Source organism: Burkholderia alba (assembly GCF_034721475.1).
In the GTDB taxonomy this organism is placed as follows: domain Bacteria; phylum Pseudomonadota; class Gammaproteobacteria; order Burkholderiales; family Burkholderiaceae; genus Burkholderia; species Burkholderia alba.
Genome location: NZ_JAWJWL010000026.1, coordinates 70,361 through 91,273 on the forward strand (window position 1 = coordinate 70,361; position 20,913 = coordinate 91,273).

At 68.5% G+C, this 20,913-nt stretch carries 16 protein-coding genes; 5 read left to right on the forward strand and 11 right to left on the reverse strand.

Annotated elements, in window-relative coordinates:
• Positions 1-133 precede the first annotated feature (133 nt).
• Positions 134-472: a P-II family nitrogen regulator gene (locus RZR99_RS25835; RefSeq protein WP_006398175.1), complete on the reverse strand. Its 339-nt coding sequence runs from the start codon at positions 470-472 to the stop codon at positions 134-136.
• Between the two features lie 367 nt (positions 473-839).
• On the opposite strand from RZR99_RS25835, the gene RZR99_RS25840 reads away from it, so the two are divergent.
• Complete coding sequence (locus RZR99_RS25840) at positions 840-1,088, forward strand: accessory factor UbiK family protein (protein WP_323122621.1); 249 nt, start codon at positions 840-842, stop codon at positions 1,086-1,088.
• 164 nt (positions 1,089-1,252) lie between these two features.
• A complete protein-coding gene (locus RZR99_RS25845) occupies positions 1,253-2,845 on the forward strand; it encodes a YifB family Mg chelatase-like AAA ATPase (RefSeq protein ID WP_323122622.1) in 1,593 nt (530 codons plus the stop codon).
• Between the two features lie 322 nt (positions 2,846-3,167).
• Here the strand turns inward: RZR99_RS25845 and RZR99_RS25850 are convergent, their stop codons facing one another.
• Complete coding sequence (locus RZR99_RS25850) at positions 3,168-3,785, reverse strand: hypothetical protein (RefSeq protein WP_323122623.1); 618 nt, start codon at positions 3,783-3,785, stop codon at positions 3,168-3,170.
• Between the two features lie 168 nt (positions 3,786-3,953).
• Between RZR99_RS25850 and RZR99_RS25855 the strand changes: the two genes are divergently transcribed.
• The gene (locus tag RZR99_RS25855) at positions 3,954-4,484 is read left to right on the forward strand and encodes a peroxiredoxin family protein (RefSeq protein WP_323122624.1); all 531 of its coding nucleotides are present in this window, start codon (positions 3,954-3,956) and stop codon (positions 4,482-4,484) included.
• 76 nt (positions 4,485-4,560) lie between these two features.
• Here RZR99_RS25855 and RZR99_RS25860 read toward each other — a convergent pair whose 3' ends face one another.
• The 9 genes from RZR99_RS25860 to RZR99_RS25900 all read right to left on the reverse strand — a co-directional run bounded on the left by RZR99_RS25860 (position 4,561) and on the right by RZR99_RS25900 (position 17,520).
• Positions 4,561-5,922: a sigma-54-dependent transcriptional regulator gene (locus RZR99_RS25860; RefSeq protein ID WP_323122625.1), complete on the reverse strand. Its 1,362-nt coding sequence runs from the start codon at positions 5,920-5,922 to the stop codon at positions 4,561-4,563.
• A gap of 38 nt (positions 5,923-5,960) precedes the next feature.
• On the reverse strand, positions 5,961-7,997 hold the full coding sequence (locus tag RZR99_RS25865; RefSeq protein ID WP_323122626.1) for a sensor histidine kinase: 2,037 nt from the start codon (positions 7,995-7,997) through the stop codon (positions 5,961-5,963).
• Between the two features lies 1 nt (position 7,998).
• The gene (locus RZR99_RS25870) at positions 7,999-9,285 is read right to left on the reverse strand and encodes a dicarboxylate/amino acid:cation symporter (RefSeq protein WP_323122627.1); all 1,287 of its coding nucleotides are present in this window, start codon (positions 9,283-9,285) and stop codon (positions 7,999-8,001) included.
• Positions 9,286-9,651: 366 nt separating this feature from the next.
• Positions 9,652-11,346: a cation acetate symporter gene (locus RZR99_RS25875; protein ID WP_323122628.1), complete on the reverse strand. Its 1,695-nt coding sequence runs from the start codon at positions 11,344-11,346 to the stop codon at positions 9,652-9,654.
• A gap of 11 nt (positions 11,347-11,357) precedes the next feature.
• Complete coding sequence (locus RZR99_RS25880; protein ID WP_323122629.1) at positions 11,358-11,663, reverse strand: DUF485 domain-containing protein; 306 nt, start codon at positions 11,661-11,663, stop codon at positions 11,358-11,360.
• A gap of 113 nt (positions 11,664-11,776) precedes the next feature.
• Positions 11,777-12,994, reverse strand: coding sequence for a CaiB/BaiF CoA transferase family protein (locus RZR99_RS25885; RefSeq protein ID WP_323122630.1), 1,218 nt, complete (start codon positions 12,992-12,994; stop codon positions 11,777-11,779).
• Positions 12,995-13,016: 22 nt separating this feature from the next.
• A complete protein-coding gene (locus RZR99_RS25890; protein WP_323122631.1) occupies positions 13,017-14,147 on the reverse strand; it encodes an acyl-CoA dehydrogenase family protein in 1,131 nt (376 codons plus the stop codon).
• 9 nt (positions 14,148-14,156) lie between these two features.
• Positions 14,157-15,353, reverse strand: a complete 1,197-nt coding sequence (locus tag RZR99_RS25895; RefSeq protein WP_323122632.1) for an acyl-CoA dehydrogenase family protein — start codon at positions 15,351-15,353, stop codon at positions 14,157-14,159.
• Between the two features lie 40 nt (positions 15,354-15,393).
• Complete coding sequence (locus RZR99_RS25900; protein WP_323122633.1) at positions 15,394-17,520, reverse strand: 3-hydroxyacyl-CoA dehydrogenase NAD-binding domain-containing protein; 2,127 nt, start codon at positions 17,518-17,520, stop codon at positions 15,394-15,396.
• A 129-nt stretch (positions 17,521-17,649) separates the two neighbouring features.
• Between RZR99_RS25900 and RZR99_RS25905 the strand changes: the two genes are divergently transcribed.
• On the forward strand, positions 17,650-18,555 hold the full coding sequence (locus RZR99_RS25905) for a LysR family transcriptional regulator (RefSeq protein ID WP_323122634.1): 906 nt from the start codon (positions 17,650-17,652) through the stop codon (positions 18,553-18,555).
• A 139-nt stretch (positions 18,556-18,694) separates the two neighbouring features.
• Positions 18,695-20,578 (forward strand): gamma-glutamyltransferase, encoded by a 1,884-nt coding sequence (gene ggt, locus RZR99_RS25910; protein WP_323122635.1) that lies wholly within the window; start codon positions 18,695-18,697, stop codon positions 20,576-20,578.
• Positions 20,579-20,913: the final 335 nt, after the last annotated feature.

Below are 20,913 nucleotides of genomic sequence, written 5' to 3' on the forward strand. Positions count from 1 at the left end.
CGGCGGCGGGGGCCGACGACGCGTCGTCGGCCAGCGCTGCGCCGATTCCGCTCGCGAGCAGCGAACCGGCCATCAGCAGGGACATCAGGAGTTTGCGCATCTTGGGTTTCCTCTTATCGCTCGTCTCTTGTCATTACAGGGCGTCTGCGCCCGTCTCCCCGGTGCGGATCCGGATCACCTGCTCGATCGGCGTGACGAAAATCTTGCCGTCGCCGATCTTGCCCGTGCGAGCCGCCCGCTCGATCGCTTCCACCGCCTGGTCGACCAGATCGTCCGACACCGCGGCTTCGATCTTCATCTTCGGCAGGAAATCGACGACGTACTCCGCGCCCCGGTACAGCTCGGTGTGCCCTTTCTGGCGCCCGAACCCTTTGACCTCCGTTACCGTGATGCCGGAGACGCCGAGGGCCGACAGGGCCTCGCGCGTCTCATCGAGCTTGAACGGCTTGATGATTGCGGTAATCAGTTTCATGAAGTCCTCTCGCTATGGTTGTCCCATCAACCCGGTTGCATGTGTAGCGGGACATCCTCAGCAACTCGCATGCCATGTCGACGGAAACCAGGCGTGACAGGCTTTCACGGAGATTTCCGGGCGGCGCCGGCGCACGCGGCGGAGCGCGCGCAGCTTGGTCGAACGGCCAACGCGCGGCCGGTTTGCTGGCGCGGAAAAGGGATCGTTGCTAGAGTGCTCGGACGTCCAGCGCATGGGGGCGGCAACAGAACGCCCCGCCATGCCCGGAAAACGGGCCCGGTGCACGCACCAATTCCGGTCATGCGCGCATCCCGGGCACGAACGTAACGGAACATGCACAAGAATTGTGCAAAGAAGGGGAAACACCATGAAGCAACCCAGCGACGTTTTCAACGACTTGCAGGCGCGCGTGAGCGATCTGCTGAAAAACTCGCCGGCCAAGGATGTCGAACGCAACGTGAAAGCAATGCTGACGCAAGGCTTTTCCAAGCTCGACCTCGTCACCCGCGAGGAATTCGATACGCAGGCCCAGGTGCTTGCCCGCACCCGCGTGCGGCTCGAGGAACTGGAAAAGCGCGTGGCCGAGCTGGAGCAGAAGCTCGCCGCCCAGCCTTGAACGCATGGGCCGCTCCGGCTCCGGTCCGGCCCGCCACCCGTCCTGATTCCTTGTCTTCGTACTCGCAGTCCAGGTAGTTTGCGCATCGCCGGCAAGCGCGCATCGAGATAGCCCACACCGTGCGGGCGGCCCACCCGCCGCCCGCAGCAGCCAGGAGTGCCATCATGTCGCTTGCCGTCGTGCGCAGCCGCGCGCCGGCTGCCGGCCGTGCGCCGGAAGTCACCGTCGAAGTCCATCTGGCCAACGGCCTGCCGTCTTTCTCGATCGTCGGCCTCCCCGATCTCGAAGTCCGCGAAAGCCGCGAGCGCGTCCGCGCCGCGCTGCAGAACTGCGGCTTCGATTTCCCGGTCCGTCGCATCACCGTCAACCTCGCGCCCGCCGATCTGCCGAAGGAATCCGGCCGCTTCGACCTCCCGGTCGCGCTCGGCATTCTCGCGGCCAGCGGGCAGATTCCCGCCGCCGCGCTCGACGGCCGCGAATTCGCGGGCGAGCTATCGCTCACCGGTGCGCTACGCCCGATGCGCGGCGCGTTCGCCATGGCCTGCGGCACCGCGCGCGGCCCGGGGCTCGACGGCATCGACCGCGCCGAGCCGGCGCCCGCCGGCCGGGATTCGAGCGCTGCCCGGCCCGCGCGGCCGCCCGAACTCTACCTGCCGCTGCCGAACGCGGCGGAGGCGGCGCTCGTGCCGGGCGTGACGGTCTACGGCGCGCCCGACCTGCCCGCGCTGTGCGCGCACCTCGCCGATCTGCCGGACTGCCGTCTCGCCGCCGCGGCCGCGCCCTCCCTCGATACCCGGCCCGCGCCGCCCGCGCCGGATCTCGCCGACGTGATCGGCCAGCGCGGCGCGCGCCGCGCGCTCGAAGTCGCGGCGGCGGGCGGCCATCACATGCTGATGGTCGGACCGCCCGGCGCGGGCAAGTCGATGCTGGCCGCGCGGCTGCCCGGCCTGCTGCCGCCGCTCACCGACGACGAGGCGCTGGACTCGGCCGCGCTGCTGTCGTCGAGCCGGCTCGGATTTTCGCCGCTGCAGTGGCGGCGGCGGCCGTTTCGCGCGCCGCACCACTCGTCGAGCGCGGCGGCGCTGGTCGGCGGACGCAATCCGCCTCAGCCCGGCGAAATCACGCTCGCGCACCTCGGCGTGCTGTTCCTCGACGAGTTGCCCGAGTTCGATCGCCATGTGCTCGAGACGCTGCGCGAGCCGCTCGAAGCCGGCCACATCACGATTTCCCGCGCGGCGCTGCAGGCCGAGTTCCCGGCCGCGTGCCAGTTGATCGCCGCGATGAACCCGTGTCCGTGCGGCTGGCGCGGAGACCCCGCCGGCCGCTGCCGCTGCACGCCCGACGTGGCCGCGCGCTACCTGCGCAAGCTGTCCGGCCCGCTGCTCGACCGGATCGACATCCAGATCGAGATTCCCGCACTGACGCCGGCGGAGCTGTCGGAGCGCGCGTCGGCGCCGGGCGAGCCGAGCGCCGCGGTCGCCGCGCGGGTCGCGGGCGCCCGCGCGCGGCAGGACGCCCGGCAACGCAAGACCAATCACGCGCTCACCGGCCGCGAGACCGACGACGTATGCCGCCCGGACGCGTCGGGCGAGCGGCTGTTACGCGAGGCGGGCGAGCGTTTCGGCTGGTCGGCGCGCGCGCACTACCGGGTGCTGAAAGTCGCCCGAACCATCGCCGATCTGGCCGGCAACGACGCGCCGGACGCCGGCCAGATCGCCGAGGCGATCCGCTATCGAAGAGCGTTTTCGCCTGCGTAGGAACAAAAAGATGGCTGTCAAGACTTGACTTATGCACACATCCCGGCATCCGGCCTTTGATGTCTCCGAACGAGCCATCACTTGAAGCCAGTTGCGCAGTGCTTTGATTTTATTGATTTTTTTACGATGCGAAGTTTACAGGCAAAGTAACGCAATGCCCCTCTGGCCTTGGTTTGCGGAGCACTGGGGAGGGTTGTCAACAAAGTTATCCACAAGTTCTGTGGATAGCCTGAAAAGTCCCGCAAAATCCGGCGACTAGCGTCGTTTTCTACGAAGGAACTTTCAGTCCGGAAACGATTCGAAGGCGCCGCCGCCCCGGCGCTCAATCGAGTTTCAACGAGCCGAAAAACTGGTCGAGCTGCTCGACGGGCGGCGCCGTATCGGCGATCACGATCGCCTGATACACATGGCGCCCCCGGGCGACCAGCCGGGCCACCACCATCTTGCGCGCGCGCGCCGTGTCCGCCGTCCCGCCGGGATTCCCTTTCCGGGCGCCTCCGTCTTGGGCGACCCCATCCAGCCGCAGCTCGATGCCCGCCGTCTGGCCGCCTGCCGCGAGCGGCACCAGCACCGCCGCGACGGCCGGTTCGGCGCCCAGGTTGCGCGCGAGCCCCGCGCGCAGATAATCGAGCACCGCATGCCGGGTCGTGTCGCGATCGTCGGGCAACGTCACCGACCCCACCGCGAAGACCGCGCCGGACAGGTGCGCGGCCTGCATCCGCATCTTCATCGGCACGCCGCCGATCTCGACCGGATGCTCCTCGACCGTCGGCTTCGCCGGCAGATCGACCGTGTAGCCGGCATCGTTATGGACCGTGCGCCAATCGTAGGCCGGCGAGCAGGCGGCAAGCGCGGCGCTCGCGCACGCGACGGCCGCTGCGCGGCGCCAGGAAACCGCTGAACGGGAGCAAAGCGCCAGGCGCAAGCTGAACGGGGACAAACCGATACGGAACATGGAAGGCGATACGCAGCGAACAAAACCGCATTATCCGCCGCCGTCGCGGCGATGCGCGCCCCGATGCGGGCGTGCGATTGACGGTACAATGAGCGCCGCTCGTTCAGGTATCCGTACCGGAGCGCCATTTTCCGAGTTTCCGAGGTTCAGCCGATGAGTCCCGCTCCCTCCCCCGCCTCCCGCCGCGCCGGTCCGCTGCGCTACGTCGTGCTCGCCGCCGTCGCGGCCGCAATCGCGATTGCCGGCTACTTCGCGTTCAACAGCAAGTCCAGCGCGCCCGACGCCACCTTCACGCTGCTGTCCGGCCAGAAGGTCTCGACCGTGGGCGAGCTGAAGGGCAAGGTCTATCTGGTCAACTTCTGGGCGACGAGCTGCGCGACCTGCATGCAGGAAATGCCGCAGATGGTCGACACCTACAACCGCTTCAAGGGCCAGGGCCTGGAATTCGTCGCGGTGGCGATGAACTACGATCCGCCGATGTACGTCGCGAACTATGCGCAGACGCGTCAGTTGCCGTTCAAGGTCGCGCTCGACGACGGCAGCGTCGCGAAGCAGTTCGGCAACGTGCAGCTCACGCCGACCACCTTCGTGATCGACAAGAACGGCAAGATCCTGAAGCGCTATGTCGGCTCGCCGCAATTCGCGGAACTCGACCAACTGCTGCAGAAAGCGCTGAACACCTGAGCCACGCGGGCGAGACGCCTGCCCGGTCTGCCCCCTCTCCCGGCGCGCGTCTCGCGCCGGTGCCGAACGGATCGCATCAGCGGTCCGTTTCTCCTTTGGCCGACAGGCCGTAGCGCTTCATCTTCTCGTACAGCGTGGCCTTGCCGACATGCAGCCGGTCGGCGGTCGCGGCAACCGCGCCGCCCGTCTGGCTCAGTACCTCGGCGATCACCGCCCGCTCGAACTGCTCGATACGCGCCTTCAGCGTATGTCCGGCATCGTCGTCCGGCGACGCCCCGGCGGCCGTCGCATCCGCGACCCCTTCCGTCACCCCCAGCACGAACCGGTCCGCGGCATTGCGCAGCTCGCGCACGTTGCCGGGCCAGTCCCGCTGCATCAGGCCTGCCCGCTGCCGGTCGGTCAGCAGCGGCGCGGGGCGCCCGTAACGCACCGCCGCATCGAGCATGAAGTGCTCGAACAGCGGCACGATGTCCTCGCGACGCTCACCGAGCGGCGGCAGCGCGATCGTCACGACGTTGAGCCGGTACAGCAGGTCGCGGCGGAAGGTGCCCGCCGCGACGTGTTCGCGCATGTCGCCCTTGGCCGCCGCGACGACCCGGCAATTCACGCGGATCGGCTGGTTCGAGCCGAGCCGTTCGAGCACGCCGTCCTGCAGCACGCGCAGCAGCTTCACCTGCAGCGCGAGCGGCATGCTCTCGATCTCGTCGAGAAACAGTGTGCCGCCGGACGCATATTCGAGCTTGCCGATGCGGCGTTTCGCCGCGCCCGTGAAGGCGCCCGGCTCGTAGCCGAACATCTCGGACTCGAACATCGGCTCCGGCAGCGCGCCGCAGTTCACCGCGATGAACGGCTTCTCGCGGCGCGGCGACAGCTCGTGCAGGCTGCGCGCGATCAGTTCCTTGCCCGCGCCGGTGTCGCCGTTGATCAGCACCGACGCATCGGTCGGCGCGATGTTCGCGATCAGCCGCCGCACCTGCTCGATCGCCGGGCTGCGGCCGATGATGCGCGGCGCCACCACGTTCTGCTCGGCCAGCTCGCGGCGCAGCGCGTGATTCTCGAGCACCAGCGTGCGCCGCTCGAGCGCGCGCCGCACGGTTTCGACCAGCCGCTCGGACGCGAACGGCTTCTCGATGAAATCGTAGGCGCCGTCGCGCATCGCCTGTACCGCCATCGTGATGTCGCCGTGGCCGGTGACGAGGATCACCGGCACGTCGGGCGTGCGCTCGCGGCATTGCGCGAGCAGATCGAGCCCGCTCGCGCCGGGCAGCCGGATATCGGAGACGATCGCGCCCGCCGCGTCGCCCACGATCGCCCGTTCCGCCGCCTCGGCCGAGCCGAAGCCCACGACATCGAAACCCGCGAGCTGCAGGCTCTGCACGCTCGCGCGCCGCACCAGCTCGTCGTCTTCGATGTAGATCACTTGCAGGGGAGTCGCCATCTCTAGTCACCTAATGCGTGAGGAAGCCCGCGACACGCTCACGCGCCGGCCTCCGAAGTGTCCGGATGATGCGTGCGCACGCGGCGCAGCGTCAAGACGAACACGGCGCCGCCCGCCGGCGCGTTGCGCGCCGTCAGCGAGCCGCCCGCGTCGCTCGCGATCGACGACGAGATCGCCAACCCGAGACCGAGCCCGCGCCCCATTTCCTTGGTCGTGAAAAACGGCTCGAACAGCCGCGGCAGCGCATCCGGCGGAATGCCCGCGCCATTGTCGCGCACCATGATCGAGAGCGTCGCGACCGCCGCGTCGATCGTCACGTCGATGCGCGGCGCGGCGGTGGCCGCGACCGCGTCGAGCGCGTTGCCGAGCAGATTGATCAGGACCTGTTCGAGCCGCAGATCCTCGCACTGCACGACGAGCGCCGGATGATCGAGCGCGAGATCGAAGCGGCTGTCGGCGACCGGCAGCTGCGTGAGGTCGCGCAGCCGCACGTTCAGCTCGACGGACTGCAGCCGCTCCTTCAGCAGCGACGTCACGTTGCGCAGCGCGCGCGCGACGGGCGCCCGCTCGTTGCGCGGCCGCGCGCGGCCGACGAACAGTTTCAGCTGGTTGGTGATCTTGCCCATGCGCTCGGTGAGCGCGGCGATCGCCTCGAGATTGTCGCGCGCCGCGCCCTGCTCGCCGCGATCGAGCAGCACGCGCGTGTTGTCGGAGAAACTGCGCAGCGCGGCGAGCGGTTGATTCAGCTCATGCGTGATGCCCGCCGCCATCTGGCCAAGCGCCGCGAGCTTGCTGGCCTGGATCAGTTCGTCGTGCGCGGCGCGCAATTCCTGTTCCGCGCGGATCCGCTCGCCCACCTCCTTCTGCAGCTGCTCGTTCGCCTCCGACAAATCCGCCGTGCGTTCGGCGACGCGCTGGTTCAGCTCCGCGTACGCGTTCTGCAGCAGCGCGCGGCTGCGGATCATTTCGCGCACGCGCGCGCGGCGCATGCGCCAGTAGAACCCGAGCAGGCACAGCGACACGAAGCCGAAGCCCGTGACGATCGTCGCGTTGCGCGCGTCGGCGTCGACCGGTTCGATCGGCGCGAGCGTCACCAGTTGCCAATCGGGTTCGCCGAGCCGCCGCTGGGTCGCGAGATAGCGCGGCGCGCGGCGCCCGGCACCCATCCTCACGATCTGCGCATCGGGGCCGAGCACCCGTTCGATACGCAGCGGCAGCGGCGTCACGGGCTGCTGCGCGTACTGGCGGGTCGCGTAGATCGACGCCGTCACAGGCCCCGACAGCGGCTTCATCGTGTGGTATTTCCATGCCGGCACGGACGACAGGAAGATCACGCCGTGATCGTCGGCGACGACGAGCGGCTCGGACGCGTCGGCGCCCTGGAACCATTCGAGATTGAGCTTCACCACGGCGACGCCGACGATCCGGCCGTCGCGCCGAACCGGCTGCGAGATGTAGTAGCCGGGATCGCGCGAGATCGTGCCGATCCCGAAGAAGCGGCCCACTCCGCCCTGCACCGCATCGACGAAGTACGGCCGGAACCGGTATTCGATGCCGACGAAGCTGTCCGGCCCGCGCCAGTTGCTCGCGGCGACGCAGCGGCCGTCGGCGCCGATGATGTAGGTGGCGGTCGCGTGCGCGTGGCGGTTCAGGTCTTCGAGATAGAGGTTCGCCCGATCGACATAGCCGGTTTGTCCCGGTTCGGCGAGCACGTCCTGCACGAACGGGTGCCCGCCCAGCAGATACGGCAGCGATTCGTAACGGTCAAGGGTGCTCTTGAGCGCGTTGGTGGTGCGGTCGACGCGCGCGGCCGCGTTACGCCGCAGCTCGTCGACGCCGCGCTGCCAGGTGACGGTCCAGGTGAGTGCGCAGGCCGCCGCCAGCGCCGCGGCGAGCGCGAATAGGACGAGCAGGCGGCGCTTCACGGTGGCGGCTTCCGGGGAGTGAGGTTCGCCTATTGTGGCATAGCGCCCCGTCCGAACGGACGCGGGGCCGGCGCCCGCGCGCGATGCTGCGCGCGGTCCGGCCCCGCCCGGCCGCGGCGCGTCCGGGCGCGCCGCGGCGTGTTGCGACATGTCAGACCTTCGCGGCTTCGTTGACCGGCACCTCGCCGCCATTCAGCGCGGCGCGCAGCTTCGCGCGGTCCAGTTCCTTCTCCCACGCCGACACCACCACCGTCGCGACGCCGTTGCCGACGATGTTGGTCAGCGCGCGGCACTCGCTCATGAAGCGGTCGATGCCGAGGATCAGCACCATCCCCGACAGCGGGATGGTCGGCACGACGGCGAGCGTCGCGGCGAGCGTGATGAAGCCCGCGCCCGTCACGCCGCTCGCGCCTTTCGACGTCAGCATCGCGACCGCGAGCAGCGTCAGCTGCTGCATCCAGGTCAGCTCGATGTTGGTCGCCTGCGCGATGAACAGCACGGCCATCGTCATGTAGATGTTGGTGCCGTCGAGGTTGAACGAATAGCCGGTCGGCACCACGAGGCCCACCACCGAGCGCGAGCAGCCGGCCTTCTCGAGCTTCTCCATCAGCTGCGGCAGCGCCGCTTCCGACGAGCTGGTGCCGAGCACGATCAGCAGTTCTTCCTTGATGTAGCCGACGAAGCGGAAGATGCTGAAACCCGTGAAGCGCGCGATCGCGCCGAGCACGACGATCACGAACACGACCGACGTCAGGTAGAACGTGCCGATCAGCTTGAGGAGCGGCACCAGCGAACCGACGCCGTACTTGCCGATCGTGAAGGCCATCGCGCCGAATGCGCCGATCGGCGCGAGCTTCGTGACGATGTGGACGATCCCGAACAGCACGCGCGTGATGCCGTCGATGAAATCGGTCACCACCTTGCCGCGCTCGCCGAGATGCGCGAGCACGCTCCCGAACAGCAGCGCGATCAGCAGGATCTGCAGGATCTCGCCTTGCGCGAACGCGTCGACCATCGTGTTCGGAATGATGTGCAGCAGGAAATCGACCGTCGACTGGCCGTGCGCCTTCGCCGCGTACGACGCCACGGCCTTGCCGTCGAGCGTCGCCGGATCGATGTTGAAGCCCACGCCCGGACGCAGGATGTGCGTGGCCGCGAGGCCGAGCACCAGCGCGAAGGTCGATACGATCTCGAAGTACAGCAGCGCCTTGCCGCCGACGCGGCCGACCTTCTTCATGTCCTGCATGCCGGCGATCCCGGTCACGACCGTACAGAAGATGATCGGGCCGATCACCATCTTGATCAGCTTGATGAAGCCGTCGCCGAGCGGCTTCATGTCGACGGCGAGCGACGGGTAGTAATGGCCGAGGATCACGCCGACGACGATGGCGAAGATCACCTGCACATAGAGCACTTTATAGAACGGTTTCTTCTTCACGATGAGTCCAGAGAAGGTAGAGGGGGGCTGAGCCGGGGGCCGCGGCGTCACGCGCGCGGACGGATGTCAGGGGAGCCACCCGCCCGCGCGGCTGCCGTGCCGCAACAAGCGATGGCCTCAGAAAATCCGAGGGAGGGGGATTGAATGGGTCATCGAGTGTCTCCTTGCTGTAGTTGTCAGGCCTGAGCGGCCTTGAGCGATTACATTGCAAGGTCGATGCCAGGTGCCGGCCGGCACCTAATCGATTGATTTCAATGATTTTTCATTGCAACCGGACGCGGCGGCATTCCGCTTTTCCGGAAATCCGGACGCCGCCCGTCCGGCGATCCGGACGGGCGGCGCTTTCGTCAGACCGTTGACGGCGTCTCAGTGCGGCTGGGAGCCGATCGCGCCGCTCGCGAGCACGCCCGTCTGCGCGTAGAACTCCTGCTGCGCAAACGCCGCCCGCTCGCGGCGCGCGCGCTCGCCGCGGTCGGCCAGCGACACGACCACGATGCCGGCGAAAGCGAGCGGCACCGACACCAGCGCCGGGTTGTCGAGAAACACCGGCGCATGCGCGTGATGCAGCACGTCGACCCAGACGGATTTCGACAGCAGCGTCAGCACGACGGCCGAGACGAGCCCGAGCGCGCCGCCCGCCACCGCTCCCCGCGTCGTCATGCCGCGCCAGAAGATCGACATCGCGAGCACCGGGAAATTCGCGCTCGCCGCGACAGCCGCGACCAGCCCCACCATGAACGCGACGTTGATGTGCTCGAACAGGATGCTGAGCCCGATCGCGACGGCGCTCAGCACGAGGGTCGCCGCCCGCGAGATCCGCATTTCGATCTTCTCGTCGGGCTTGCCGCGCGCGAGCATCGACGCGTAGAGGTCGTGCGATACCGTCGTGGCCCCCGCCAGCGTGAGACCCGCCACGACGGCGAGGATGGTCGCGAACGTCACCGCGGCGATGAAGCCGTAAAACCAGTTGCCGCCCACCGCCTGCGCCAGCTTGACGGCCACCATGTTCGAGCCGCCGAGCAGGTCCCGGGTGAGATCGAAACTGCCGTTCGCGCCGGTCCGGAAGAACTCGGGGTGCTGCGCGAGCAGCACGATCGCCGCGAAGCCGATCACGAAGGTCAGCAGATAGAAGTAGCCGATGAAGCCCGTCGCGTAGAACACCGACTTGCGCGCCTCGCGCGCGTTCGGCACCGTGAAGAAGCGCATCAGGATGTGCGGGAAGCCCGCCGTGCCGAACATCAGCGCGATGCCGAGCGACAGCGCGTTCGCCGGATCGCGGATCAGCTTGCCCGGTCCCATGATGCCGAGCCCGCCCGGATGCACGGCCGCCGCGCGGCGGAACATCTCGTCGAGACTGAAGCCGAACTCGCCGAGCGCGAGCAGCACCAGCAGCGTCGCGCCGCACAGCAGCAGCACCGCCTTGATCACCTGCACCCAGGTGGTCGCGGTCATCCCGCCGAAGAACACGTAGATCACCATCAGCGCGCCGACGATCAGTTCCGCCACGCCGTACCGCAGCCCGAACAGCAGCTGGATCAGCTTGCCCGCGCCGACCATCTGCACGACCAGGTACAGCACCACGATCACCAGCGCATTCGCCGACGTGAGCAGGCGGATCGGCCGCTGCGCGAAGCGGTAGGCCACGACGTCGACGAACGTGAACTTGCCGAGATTGCGCAGCGGCTCGGCGATCAGGAACATCACGAACGGCCAGCCGACCAGAAAGCCGATCGAATAGATCAGGCCGTCGAAGCCGAACATGAACACCATGCCGGACAGCCCGAGGAACGACGCGGCCGACATGTAGTCGCCCGCGATCGCGAGGCCGTTCTGCAAACCGGTGATGCCGCCGCCGGCCGTGTAGAAGTCGCGGGCGGAACGCGTGCGGCGGGCGGCCCAGCGGGTCAGCACGAGCGTCGCGGTGACGAACGCGAAGAACATGCCGATCGCGACCGGGTTCAGTTCGACCTTGTCGGGCATCGGCCCGGCGACGGAAACGGCGTGCGCGGCGCACGCGGACGACAGCAGCGCGGCGGCGGCGAGGAGACGCGGAATCGACATGGCGCGCTCCTTCACGACTGCCGCAACAGCGCGTCGACCGACCGGTCGAACGAGCGGTTCGCCCGCAGCACGTAACCGCCGGTCAGCCCGACCGCGATCAGGATGATCGCGACGCCCGCCGCGATCCCCGTGCTGATCGTCGCGCCCGCATACAGGGGTTTCGCCAGTACGCCCGGCGCCAGCGCGACGAGCAGGATGAAGCCGTAGTACGTGCCGATCATCAGCGCGGTCATCGTGAAACTGAAGCGGCGCCGCCTCTTCACGAGCTGCTGATACTCACGGCAAGCCGTGAGCCTTTCGATTGCGGAAAGCTCCATGATGTCTCCTCCTCGATAGGTGAGGAATGTGTTTTTTGGTCGTACGGGTAATGCGGGTGATGCGAGTGATGCGGATACGACGCGACGCGGCGCCCGGCTGGCGGGCGCCGCGTTCAAACAACCTTGCCGGCCTTCAGCTTCGCGAGCTCGGCCGCGCCGAGGCCCAGCAGTTCGCCCAGCACGGCGTCCGTATCCGCGCCGAGCACGGGCGGCGTGGCACGAACCGGCAGGCGCGCGCCGTCGAAGCGATAGGGCGGCGCGAGCACGTCCACGTCGCCCGCCACCGGATGCGGCTGCTTCGTGACGAGTCCGGCCGCCGTCGCGCGCGGCGACGTCAGCGCTTCGTGGAGCCCGAGCACCTCGCCGCACGGAATGCCGGACGCCGCGAGCGCGTCGAGCAGATCGGCGCGCCGCCTGCGCGCCAGCTCGCCGCGGATTTCAGGCAGCAGCGCCGCGCGATTCGCCGAGCGGCCGAGATTGGTCTTGAAGCGTTCGTCCTCGGCGAGATCCGGACGCGCGATCGCCTCGCAGAAGCGCGCGAACTGCGTGTTGTTGCCGACCGTGATGACGAGCGGGCCGTCCGCCGCATCGAACACGCCGTACGGCACGATCGACGGGTGCGCGTTGCCGTAGCGCGGCGGATCGTGCTCCATCAGCAGCGCTTCGAGCCCGTAGTACGCGGTGATCATCAGCCCGCAGTCGAACAGCGCCATCTCGATGCGGCGGCCCCGGCCGGTTGCGTGGCGTTCGTACAGCGCGGCCAGAACGGCCTGCGCCGAATACATGCCGGTGAACAGGTCGACCACCGCCACGCCGAACTTGAGCGGCGGCTGGTCGGCTTCGCCGTTGAGCGCCATCAGCCCGGCCTCGCCCTGCACCACGAGGTCGTAGCCGGGCCGCGCGGCTTCCGGGCCGGAGCGGTCGTAGCCGGAGATCGCGCAATGGATCAGGCGCGGGTTCAGCGCGGCGAGCGCGTCGTAGCCCAGTCCGAGTTTTTCCGCGCCGCCGGATTTGAAGTTGTGGATCACAACGTCGCTCTGCTTCGCCAGCTCGCCCGCGATGCGCCGGCCCTCGTCCGTCTGCAGGTCGAGGCAGACCGAGCGCTTGCTGCGATTCACGCTGTTGAAATAGGACGTCTCGGTCGCGCCGACCCGCAGCCCCCAGTCGCGGGTATCGTCGCCGCGGCCGGGATGCTCGATCTTGATGACTTCGGCGCCGAGATCGGCGAGCACCATCGCGCACCACGGCCCCGCGAGCACGCGCGAGAAATCGAGCACGCGCACGCCCGCGAGCGGCAGCGAACGGGCCGGGCCGGCGGCGGGATCCTGCATCGTGGTCTCCTCCATGCGCCGGCTACGCCCGCGACAGCGCGATATAGCGCGCGAGATGATGGTCCTCGTCGCCGAGCTGATGGTCGATCATCACGAGCCGCTTCGCGTAATGCGACAGCGGCAGCTCCCAGGTCATGCCGATCCCACCGTGCAACTGGATCGCCTCCTCGGCGACCAGCGCGCCGATCCGGCCGATGCTGTACTTCGCCGCCGCGAGCGCGCGCTCGCGCGTGAGCCGGTCGGCGTCGAGCCGCGCCGCCGCATTGATGACCGCCGAGCGCGCCTGCTCGATCTCGAGCAGCACGTCGGCCATCCGGTGCTGCAACGCCTGGAAGCTGCCGATCGGCACGCCGAACTGGCGTCGGGTGCGCAGGTAGTCGAGCGTGTGCGCTTTCGCGACGTCCATCGCGCCGAGCGCCTCCGCGCACAGCGCCAGCAGCCCGAAGCCGAGCGTGCGCTCGAGCAGCGCGGCGCCGTCGCCCGCCGCGCCGAGCAGCGCGCCGGCCTCGAGCAGCACGTCGTCGAAGCGCAGGTCCGCCGCGCGGCCGCCGTCGATCTTGCGGTAGCCGCGCACCGTCACGCCCGGCGTATCCTTCGGCACGACGAACAGCGCGAGGCCCGCCTCGTCGTCGTCGCGCCCCGCGGTGCGCGCGGACACGACGAAGAACGCCGCATGCTCGCCGAGGTCCACCACGGTCTTCGCGCCGTTCAACCGCCATTGCACGCCCTGCCGCTGCGCTCGCGTGCGGACCGTGAACAGCTCGTAGTGCGTGTTCGGCTCCGCATGCGCGAAGGCGGCGATCGCGCTGCCGTCGATCACGCCGGCGAGGCGCGCCTTCTGAGCTTCGTCGCCCGCGTGCGCGATCGCGCGACCCGCCATCAGCGCGCCCAGGAACGGCTCGACCACGAGCCCGCGCCCCAGGCACTCGAAGACGACGGCGATATCGAAGCCCGCGCCGCCGAAACCGCCGTCGGCCTCCTCGAACAGCGCGCCGATTGCGCCCAGCTCCGCGAAACGCCGCCACAGATCGGCGCTGAAGCCCGCCTCGGACTGCGCGATCCGGTCGCGCACCGGGAAGCCGTACTGCTCGCCGATGAAGCGCTCGAGCGTATCCGCCAGCATCCGGCGGTCTTCGGTATGTCGAAAGTCCATGACTGTCCCTTACAAGCCGAGCATCATCTTCGAGATGATGTTTTTCTGGATTTCGTTCGAGCCGCCGAAAATCGACAGCTTGCGATTGTTGAAGTACTGCGCGGCGGCGCTGGCCGCCTCGGCCGGGCCGGTCGGCTCGACGGCGTCGTCGGTGTCGAGCGCCGCGTCGGCGAACGGTTGCGCATGCGGACCCGTCGCGCGGCGCAGCAGCGACGAGATCTCCTGGCGGATCTGCGTGCCGCGAATTTTCAGCATCGAGCTTTCCGCGCCCGGCGCGCCGCCGCCCGCCACCGCGGCCAGCACGCGCAGGTTGGTGGTCCGCATGTTGTCGAGCTCGATCTCGACGCGCGCGATGCGCGCGGCGAACAGCGGATCGTCGGCGAGCGGGCGGCCGTTCTTCGTCACCGTGGCCGCGACCGCGCGCAGCCGGTCGAGCGCCGCCGTCGAGAAGCCGATTCCGGCGATGTTGGTGCGCTCGTAGGTCAGCAGGTATTTCGCGTAGGTCCAGCCCTTGTTCTCCTCGCCGACGAGGTTGCCCGCCGGCACCCGCACGTCGGTGAAGAACACTTCGTTGACCTCGTGCTCGCCGTCGAGCGTGACGATCGGCCGGACCTCGACGCCGGGCGCGCGCATGTCGATCAGCAGGAAGCTGATGCCTTCCTGCTTGCGCACGTCGGTCGCGGTGCGCACGAGGCAGAAGATCATGTTCGCGTAGTGGCCGAGCGTGGTCCACGTCTTCTGACCGTTCACCACGTAGTGCTCGCCGTCGCGCACCGCGCGCGTGTTGACCGCCGCGAGATCCGAGCCCGCGCCCGGTTCCGAGTAGCCCTGGCACCACCAGTCCGAGCCGTCGAGAATGCGCGGCAGCCAGTGGCGCTTCTGCGCGTCGCTGCCGTACTTGATCAGCACCGGCCCGAGCATGTTGACGCCGAACGGCACGATGCGCGGCGCGCCGGCAAGCGCGCATTCGTTGTCGAACAGGAATTTCTGCGCGACGCTCCAGCCGGGCCCGCCGTACTCGCGCGGCCAGTGGCTCGCGAGCCAGCCGCGCGCATTGAGCGTCGCGTGCCAGCCTTGCATGTCGTCGCGGCTCAGGCGCAGGCCGCCCTTCACCTTGCGGGCGACGGAGGCCGGCAGCTGTTCCTGCAGGAAGCGTTGCACCTCGGCGCGGAACGCTTCCTCTTCTGCGGTGAAATTCAGGTCCATCGTTCAGGTCTCGGATATAGGGTGGTGAAATGCGCGGCCGTCAACCGGCGCGATCGAGACTCGCGAAAGTCTCGCCGCGCGCGACGAGGTCGACCAGCAGCGGCGACGGCGTCCAGAACAGCGGATCCTCTTCGGCGAATGCGCGGATATCCGCCAGCACGCGGGCGAGGCCGATCGTGTCCGCGTAATGCATCGGCCCGCCGCGGTGGCGCGGAAAGCCGTAGCCGTGCAGGAATACCGCGTCGACGTCGAGCGGACGCAGCGCGATCCCCTCGCGCACCACGTTCGCGCCTTCGTTGATCATCGCCGCGAGATAGCGGCGCACGATCTCGTCGTCGGTGAACGTGCGCGGCGTCACGCCTTTTCTCGCGCGCTCGGCGGCGACGATCGCGTCGACCTCCGGATCGGGCGTGCCGACGCGCGCGCCGTCCGGGTACAGGTAATAGCCGCGTCCGGTCTTCTGGCCGAACCAGCCGCGCTCGCACAGCCGATCGGAAATCTCGACATAGCGGGCGCGCGGGTCGCGGCTCGCCGCGCGGCGCTTGCGGGTCGCCCAGCCGATGTCGCCGCCCGCCAGGTCGACCACCTGGAACGGGCCCATCGGAAAGCCGAACGCGCGGATCGCGCGATCGATCTGGTACGGCGACGCGCCGTCCTCCATCAGATAGTCGGCCGCCGTCCGATAGACGGCGAGCACGCGGTTGCCGATGAAGCCGTCGCAGACGCCCGCGCGCACCGGGATCTTGCGCAGCTTCTTCGCCAGTTCGAACGCGGTCGCGACGACGTCGGCGCCGACCGCCGGCGGCACGACCACTTCGAGCAGTTTCATGATGTTGGCGGGCGAGAAGAAATGCAGGCCGATCACGTCGTCGCTGCGCGGGATGCTCGCGGCGAGCGCGCCGACGTCGAGATACGAGGTATTGGTGGCGAGCACCGCGCCCGGCTTGCAGACGCGCGCCAGCTCGGCGAACACGGCCTGCTTCACCGCCATGTCCTCGAACACCGCCTCGATCACGAGATCCGCCTGCGCGAGCGCATCGTACGACGTGCCGCCCTTGAAGCGCGCCATCCGCGCCGCCTGCGCGGCGGGCGTCATCCGGCCTTTCGCGACCAGTCCGTCGTAGACCTTCCGGACGTGCGCGCGCCCGCGTTCGAGCGCGGCCTCGTCGCGCTCGATCATCGTCACGGGCAGCCCGGCATCGAGCACCGCCACCGCGATGCCGGCGCCCATCGTGCCGCCGCCGACCACGCCGATCCGCTCGACCGGACGCGGCGCCGCGCGGCGCGTCTCGGGTGCCTTCGCGACCTCACGCTCGGCGAAGAACGCATGCACGAGCCCGGCGCGCTGCGGACTGTCGAGGCATTCGGCGAACAGCCGGCGTTCGAGCCGCATGCCTTCGTCGAACGGCAGCGTCAGCGCCGCGCCGACCGCCTCGACGATCTTCTGCGGCGAGTACAGCCCGCGCGATCGCTTCTCGACGTCCGCGCGCGCGGCGTCGACGGCGGCGGACGCCGCCGCCCGGTCGGCGAGTGCCTGCGCATCGCGGGTGCGGCGCACCGGCGCGCCGGTCGCAAGCAGTTCGTGCACGTAGGCAAGGCCTTCGGCAAGCGTGTCGTCGCTGTGCGCGAGGCGATCGACGAGGCCCAGCGTCTGCGCCTCTTCCGCGCCGACGTGCCGGCCGCTCAGCATCAGGTCGAGCGCGGCCGCCGCCCCGATCAGGCGCGGCGTGCGCTGCGTGCCGCCCGCGCCCGGCAGCAGGCCGAGCTGGACTTCGGGCAGGCCGAGCTTCGCGCCCGGCACCGCGATCCGGTAGTGCGCGGCGAGCGCGATCTCGAGGCCGCCGCCGAGCACCGCGCCGTGCAGCGCGACGACCACCGGCTTCGCGCTGTCCTCGATCCGTCGGCATACGTCGGGCAGCGACGGCGGCAGTGGCGGCTTGCCGAATTCGCGGATGTCGGCGCCCGCGATGAAATTGCGCCCGGCGCCCACGATCAGCAGCGCGGCGATCGACGGCTCGGCGGCGGCCGCGTCGAGCGCATCGAGCAGGCCGCGCCGCACGTCGGCGGACAGCGCATTGACGGGGGGATGGTCGATCGTGACGACGAGCACCTTGTCGCGCCGCTCGCGCGTCACCATGCCCTGTCCGGGGAGGGTCTCCTGATTCATCGTGACTCCGTGTCGAAACGCGCCGCGCAGGCGCCTGGATTTGGCTCGATTCTCGATTGATCCAATCGAATTGACAATTCCATCAATCCTTTACATCCTGTCAAAACTGCTTTGACAATGACGGCTCCGATGGATCTGAACGCGCTTACGCTGCTCGTCGACATTCTCGATGCGGGCAATCTCAGCAAGGCGGCGCAGCGGCTCAAGATGAGCCGCGCGAATGTCAGCTACCGGCTCAACCAGCTCGAGAAATCGATCGGCCTGCAGTTGGTGCGGCGCACCACGCGGCGGATCGAGCCGACCGAAATCGGCTTGCGGCTGTACGAGCACGGGCGGCGCATCCAGAACGAGCTGCTGGCGGCGCAGGAATCGGTGACGACGCTCGGCCAGGATCTGCAGGGACGGGTGCGGCTGTCGGTGCCGAGCGGCTATGGGCAGTTGGTGATGTCGGACTGGCTGATCACGTTCAAGCGGCTGTATCCGGGGATCGTGCTCGACGTCGTGTTCGAGAACCGGGTCGAGGATCTGATGCGCGACGAGGTCGACATCGCGGTCCGGGTGATGTCGGAGCCGCCGCAAAACCTGGTCGCGCGCGACATGGGCGCGGTGCGCTATGTCGCGTGCGCGTCGCCGTCGTTCGCGGCCGCGCACGGGATGCCGACCGAGCTTGACGCGCTGTTCGGCGCGCCCGTCATCACGGCCACGGTGATGGGACGGCAATTGCGCGTGGCCGCGTATCTCGGGGACGAGCGGCACGAGGTGCTGCTCGAGCCCACGCTGATCTCCGAGAATTTCCTGTTCCTGCGCCAGTCGATCCTCGCGGGGCTCGGCGTCGGCATCGTGCCCGACTACGTCGTGCATGACGACCTGCGGCGCGGCGCGGTGATCACGACGCTCGACGCGTACCGGCTCAGCATCTTCGGTACGCACATGTACATGCTCTACATGCCGAACCGGCACCATACGCGCGCGACGTCGACCTTCATCGACTTCATCCTCGAGCAGGCGGGCACGAGCGGCCGCGCCGGCGCATGACGCGCCGCTCGCGCCGCGTGTCAGGGTTTATGGTCGGATGACAAGCCGTTTGCAAGGCGGCGACAATGACGCGCCGCCGATGCGCGCCGCTCAAGCCGTTTCGGTATTCGCCCACGTCCCATTTTCAGCCGAGGTTTCAATGAACGACCGGATTCAACCTCGCGCGCTCGGTGCGTGGGTTCGCATCGCCGCCGCCGCTGCGCTCGTCGCCTTCAACGCGGCTTGCAGCACGCCATCCGGTCCGGGCGCGACCGTCGCGGCGACGGCGGTGCCCGCTTCGGCGCCGGCCGACGGCGGCACGCTGCCTGCCGCGCCGGAGGTCGCTTCGGGGTGGGTCGACAAGCCGGGCTGGACGTCGCAGCGCGACATGATCGCCGCCGCGAATCCGCTTGCGACGCAAGCCGGGTATCAGATGCTGAAGGCCGGCGGGACCGCGATCGATGCGGTGATCGCGACGCAGCTGGTGCTGACGCTGGTCGAGCCGCAGTCGTCGGGAATCGGCGGCGGCGCATTCCTGATGTACGCGAACGGCAAGACCGTGCAGGCCTACGACGGCCGCGAGACCGCGCCGGCCGCCGCGACCGACCGGTTGTTCTACGGCGCCGACGGCAAGCCGCTGCCGTTCTACCAGGGCGTGGTCGGCGGGCGTTCGGTGGGCGCGCCGGGCGTGCTGCGGATGCTCGAGCTTGCGCATCGCGCGCATGGCAAGCTGCCGTGGCAGCGGCTGTTCCAGCCGGCGATCCAGCTGGCCGAACACGGTTTCACGATCAGCCCGCGCCTCGCGACGCTGCTGGCGAGCGAGCAGTACCTGATGAACGATCCGGCGGCGCGCGCGTATTTCTACAATCAGGACGGCACGCCGAAGCGGGCCGGCACGATCCTCAAGAATCCTCAGCTTGCGGCGGTATTGCGGCAGGTGGCCGCGCACGGCGCGAATGCGTTCTACACGGGGCCGATCGCACGCGACATCGTGGCCAAGGTACGCAGGCATCCGGTCAATCCGGGGTTGCTGAGCGTGCAGGATCTCGCGCGATACCGGGCGAAGGTGCGCGAGCCGCTGTGCGCCGATTATCGCAAGTGGACGGTTTGCGGGATGCCGCCGCCGTCGTCGGGGGGGCTTGCGGTTGCGCAGATGCTGGGCATTCTGGAGGCGATGCCGGACTGGCAGCAGATCGGCGCGCAGAAGCCGGTGCGCAACGACGTCGGATACGAGCCGACTCCGTTCGCGGCGCATCTGTTCAGCGAGGCCGGGCGGCTGGCCTATGCGGATCGCGCGCAGTACGTCGCCGATCCGGATTTCGTGCCGTTGCCGGGCGGCAATTGGAAGAGCCTCATCGACAAGGGTTATCTTGCGCAGCGCGCGCATCTGATCGGCGAGCGGAGCATGGGGCGGGCGCAGGCGGGAACGCCGGCGGGCGCGGCGCTGGCGCTGGCGGACGACCGCAGCCCGGAGCTGCCGTCGACGTCGCAGATTTCGGCGGTCGATCAGTATGGCGGCGCGGTGTCGATGACGACGAGCATCGAGGATCAGTTCGGGTCGCGGTTGATGGTGCGGGGATTTCTGCTGAACAACCAGCTGACCGATTTTTCGTTCGTGTCGGAGGAGAACGGCAAGCCGGTGGCGAATCGCGTGCAGGCCGGCAAGCGGCCGCGTTCGTCGATGGCGCCCGAACTCGTGTTCGAGAAGGGCACGCGGCGGCTGATGATGGCCGTGGGGTCGCCGGGCGGGTCGTCGATCATCAACTACGTGGCGAAGACGCTGATCGGGACGATGGATTGGGGGATGACGATGCAGCAGGCGATCGCGCTGCCCAATTTCGGGTCGAGGAACGGGCCGACGGAGCTTGAGAAGGGGCGGGTGTCGGACGCGCTCGTCGATGGGCTCAAGCAGCGCGGGCACGAGGTCAAGGTCATCGACATGACCTCCGGATTGCAAGGGATTCAACGGATCAACGTTGAAGGGCAGTCGGTTTGGTTTGGAGGGGCCGATCCTCGGCGGGAAGGGATTGTGATGGGGAATTAAGGGGGGTTTCCCCCTGGTCGGGGGGCTCTTTGTTCAATGGCGCCGCCTTTCTCTTCTCGCTGTTTGGCTTTGAGGACGGTGTTTGGCGGTGAGCTTGTCGGGGTATCAGTTCGCTGGTGTTGGCCCTCTTCGGGGCCATGGGGCTTATCAGGTGGTTTTCTGTCGTTGAACTTGTTTTCGTGTCGGTCTATCAGCGTCGCCCCTCCCCGGGGCAGGGGTTACTTTTCTTTGTCTTGCCAAAGAAAAGTAACCAAAAGAGGGGGTGTCAGAAATTCCGTGTTCAAGGCGGGGTTGAGAATCACACGGATGGCCGACTGAATCGGTCTTCGTAAAGT

Bases quoted from the DNA above. Each gene is read 5' to 3' on its own strand.
- RZR99_RS25835 (WP_006398175.1), bottom strand. From the start codon at position 472: ATGAAACTGATTACCGCAATCATCAAGCCGTTCAAGCTCGATGAGACG.
- RZR99_RS25840 (WP_323122621.1), top strand. From the start codon at position 840: ATGAAGCAACCCAGCGACGTTTTCAACGACTTGCAGGCGCGCGTGAGC.
- RZR99_RS25845 (WP_323122622.1), top strand. From the start codon at position 1,253: ATGTCGCTTGCCGTCGTGCGCAGCCGCGCGCCGGCTGCCGGCCGTGCG.
- RZR99_RS25855 (WP_323122624.1), top strand. From the start codon at position 3,954: ATGAGTCCCGCTCCCTCCCCCGCCTCCCGCCGCGCCGGTCCGCTGCGC.
- RZR99_RS25860 (WP_323122625.1), bottom strand. From the start codon at position 5,922: ATGGCGACTCCCCTGCAAGTGATCTACATCGAAGACGACGAGCTGGTG.
- RZR99_RS25865 (WP_323122626.1), bottom strand. From the start codon at position 7,997: ATGTCGCAACACGCCGCGGCGCGCCCGGACGCGCCGCGGCCGGGCGGG.
- RZR99_RS25875 (WP_323122628.1), bottom strand. From the start codon at position 11,346: ATGTCGATTCCGCGTCTCCTCGCCGCCGCCGCGCTGCTGTCGTCCGCG.
- RZR99_RS25880 (WP_323122629.1), bottom strand. From the start codon at position 11,663: ATGGAGCTTTCCGCAATCGAAAGGCTCACGGCTTGCCGTGAGTATCAG.
- RZR99_RS25885 (WP_323122630.1), bottom strand. From the start codon at position 12,994: ATGCAGGATCCCGCCGCCGGCCCGGCCCGTTCGCTGCCGCTCGCGGGC.
- RZR99_RS25890 (WP_323122631.1), bottom strand. From the start codon at position 14,147: ATGGACTTTCGACATACCGAAGACCGCCGGATGCTGGCGGATACGCTC.
- RZR99_RS25895 (WP_323122632.1), bottom strand. From the start codon at position 15,353: ATGGACCTGAATTTCACCGCAGAAGAGGAAGCGTTCCGCGCCGAGGTG.
- RZR99_RS25900 (WP_323122633.1), bottom strand. From the start codon at position 17,520: ATGAATCAGGAGACCCTCCCCGGACAGGGCATGGTGACGCGCGAGCGG.
- RZR99_RS25905 (WP_323122634.1), top strand. From the start codon at position 17,650: ATGGATCTGAACGCGCTTACGCTGCTCGTCGACATTCTCGATGCGGGC.
- ggt (WP_323122635.1), top strand. From the start codon at position 18,695: ATGAACGACCGGATTCAACCTCGCGCGCTCGGTGCGTGGGTTCGCATC.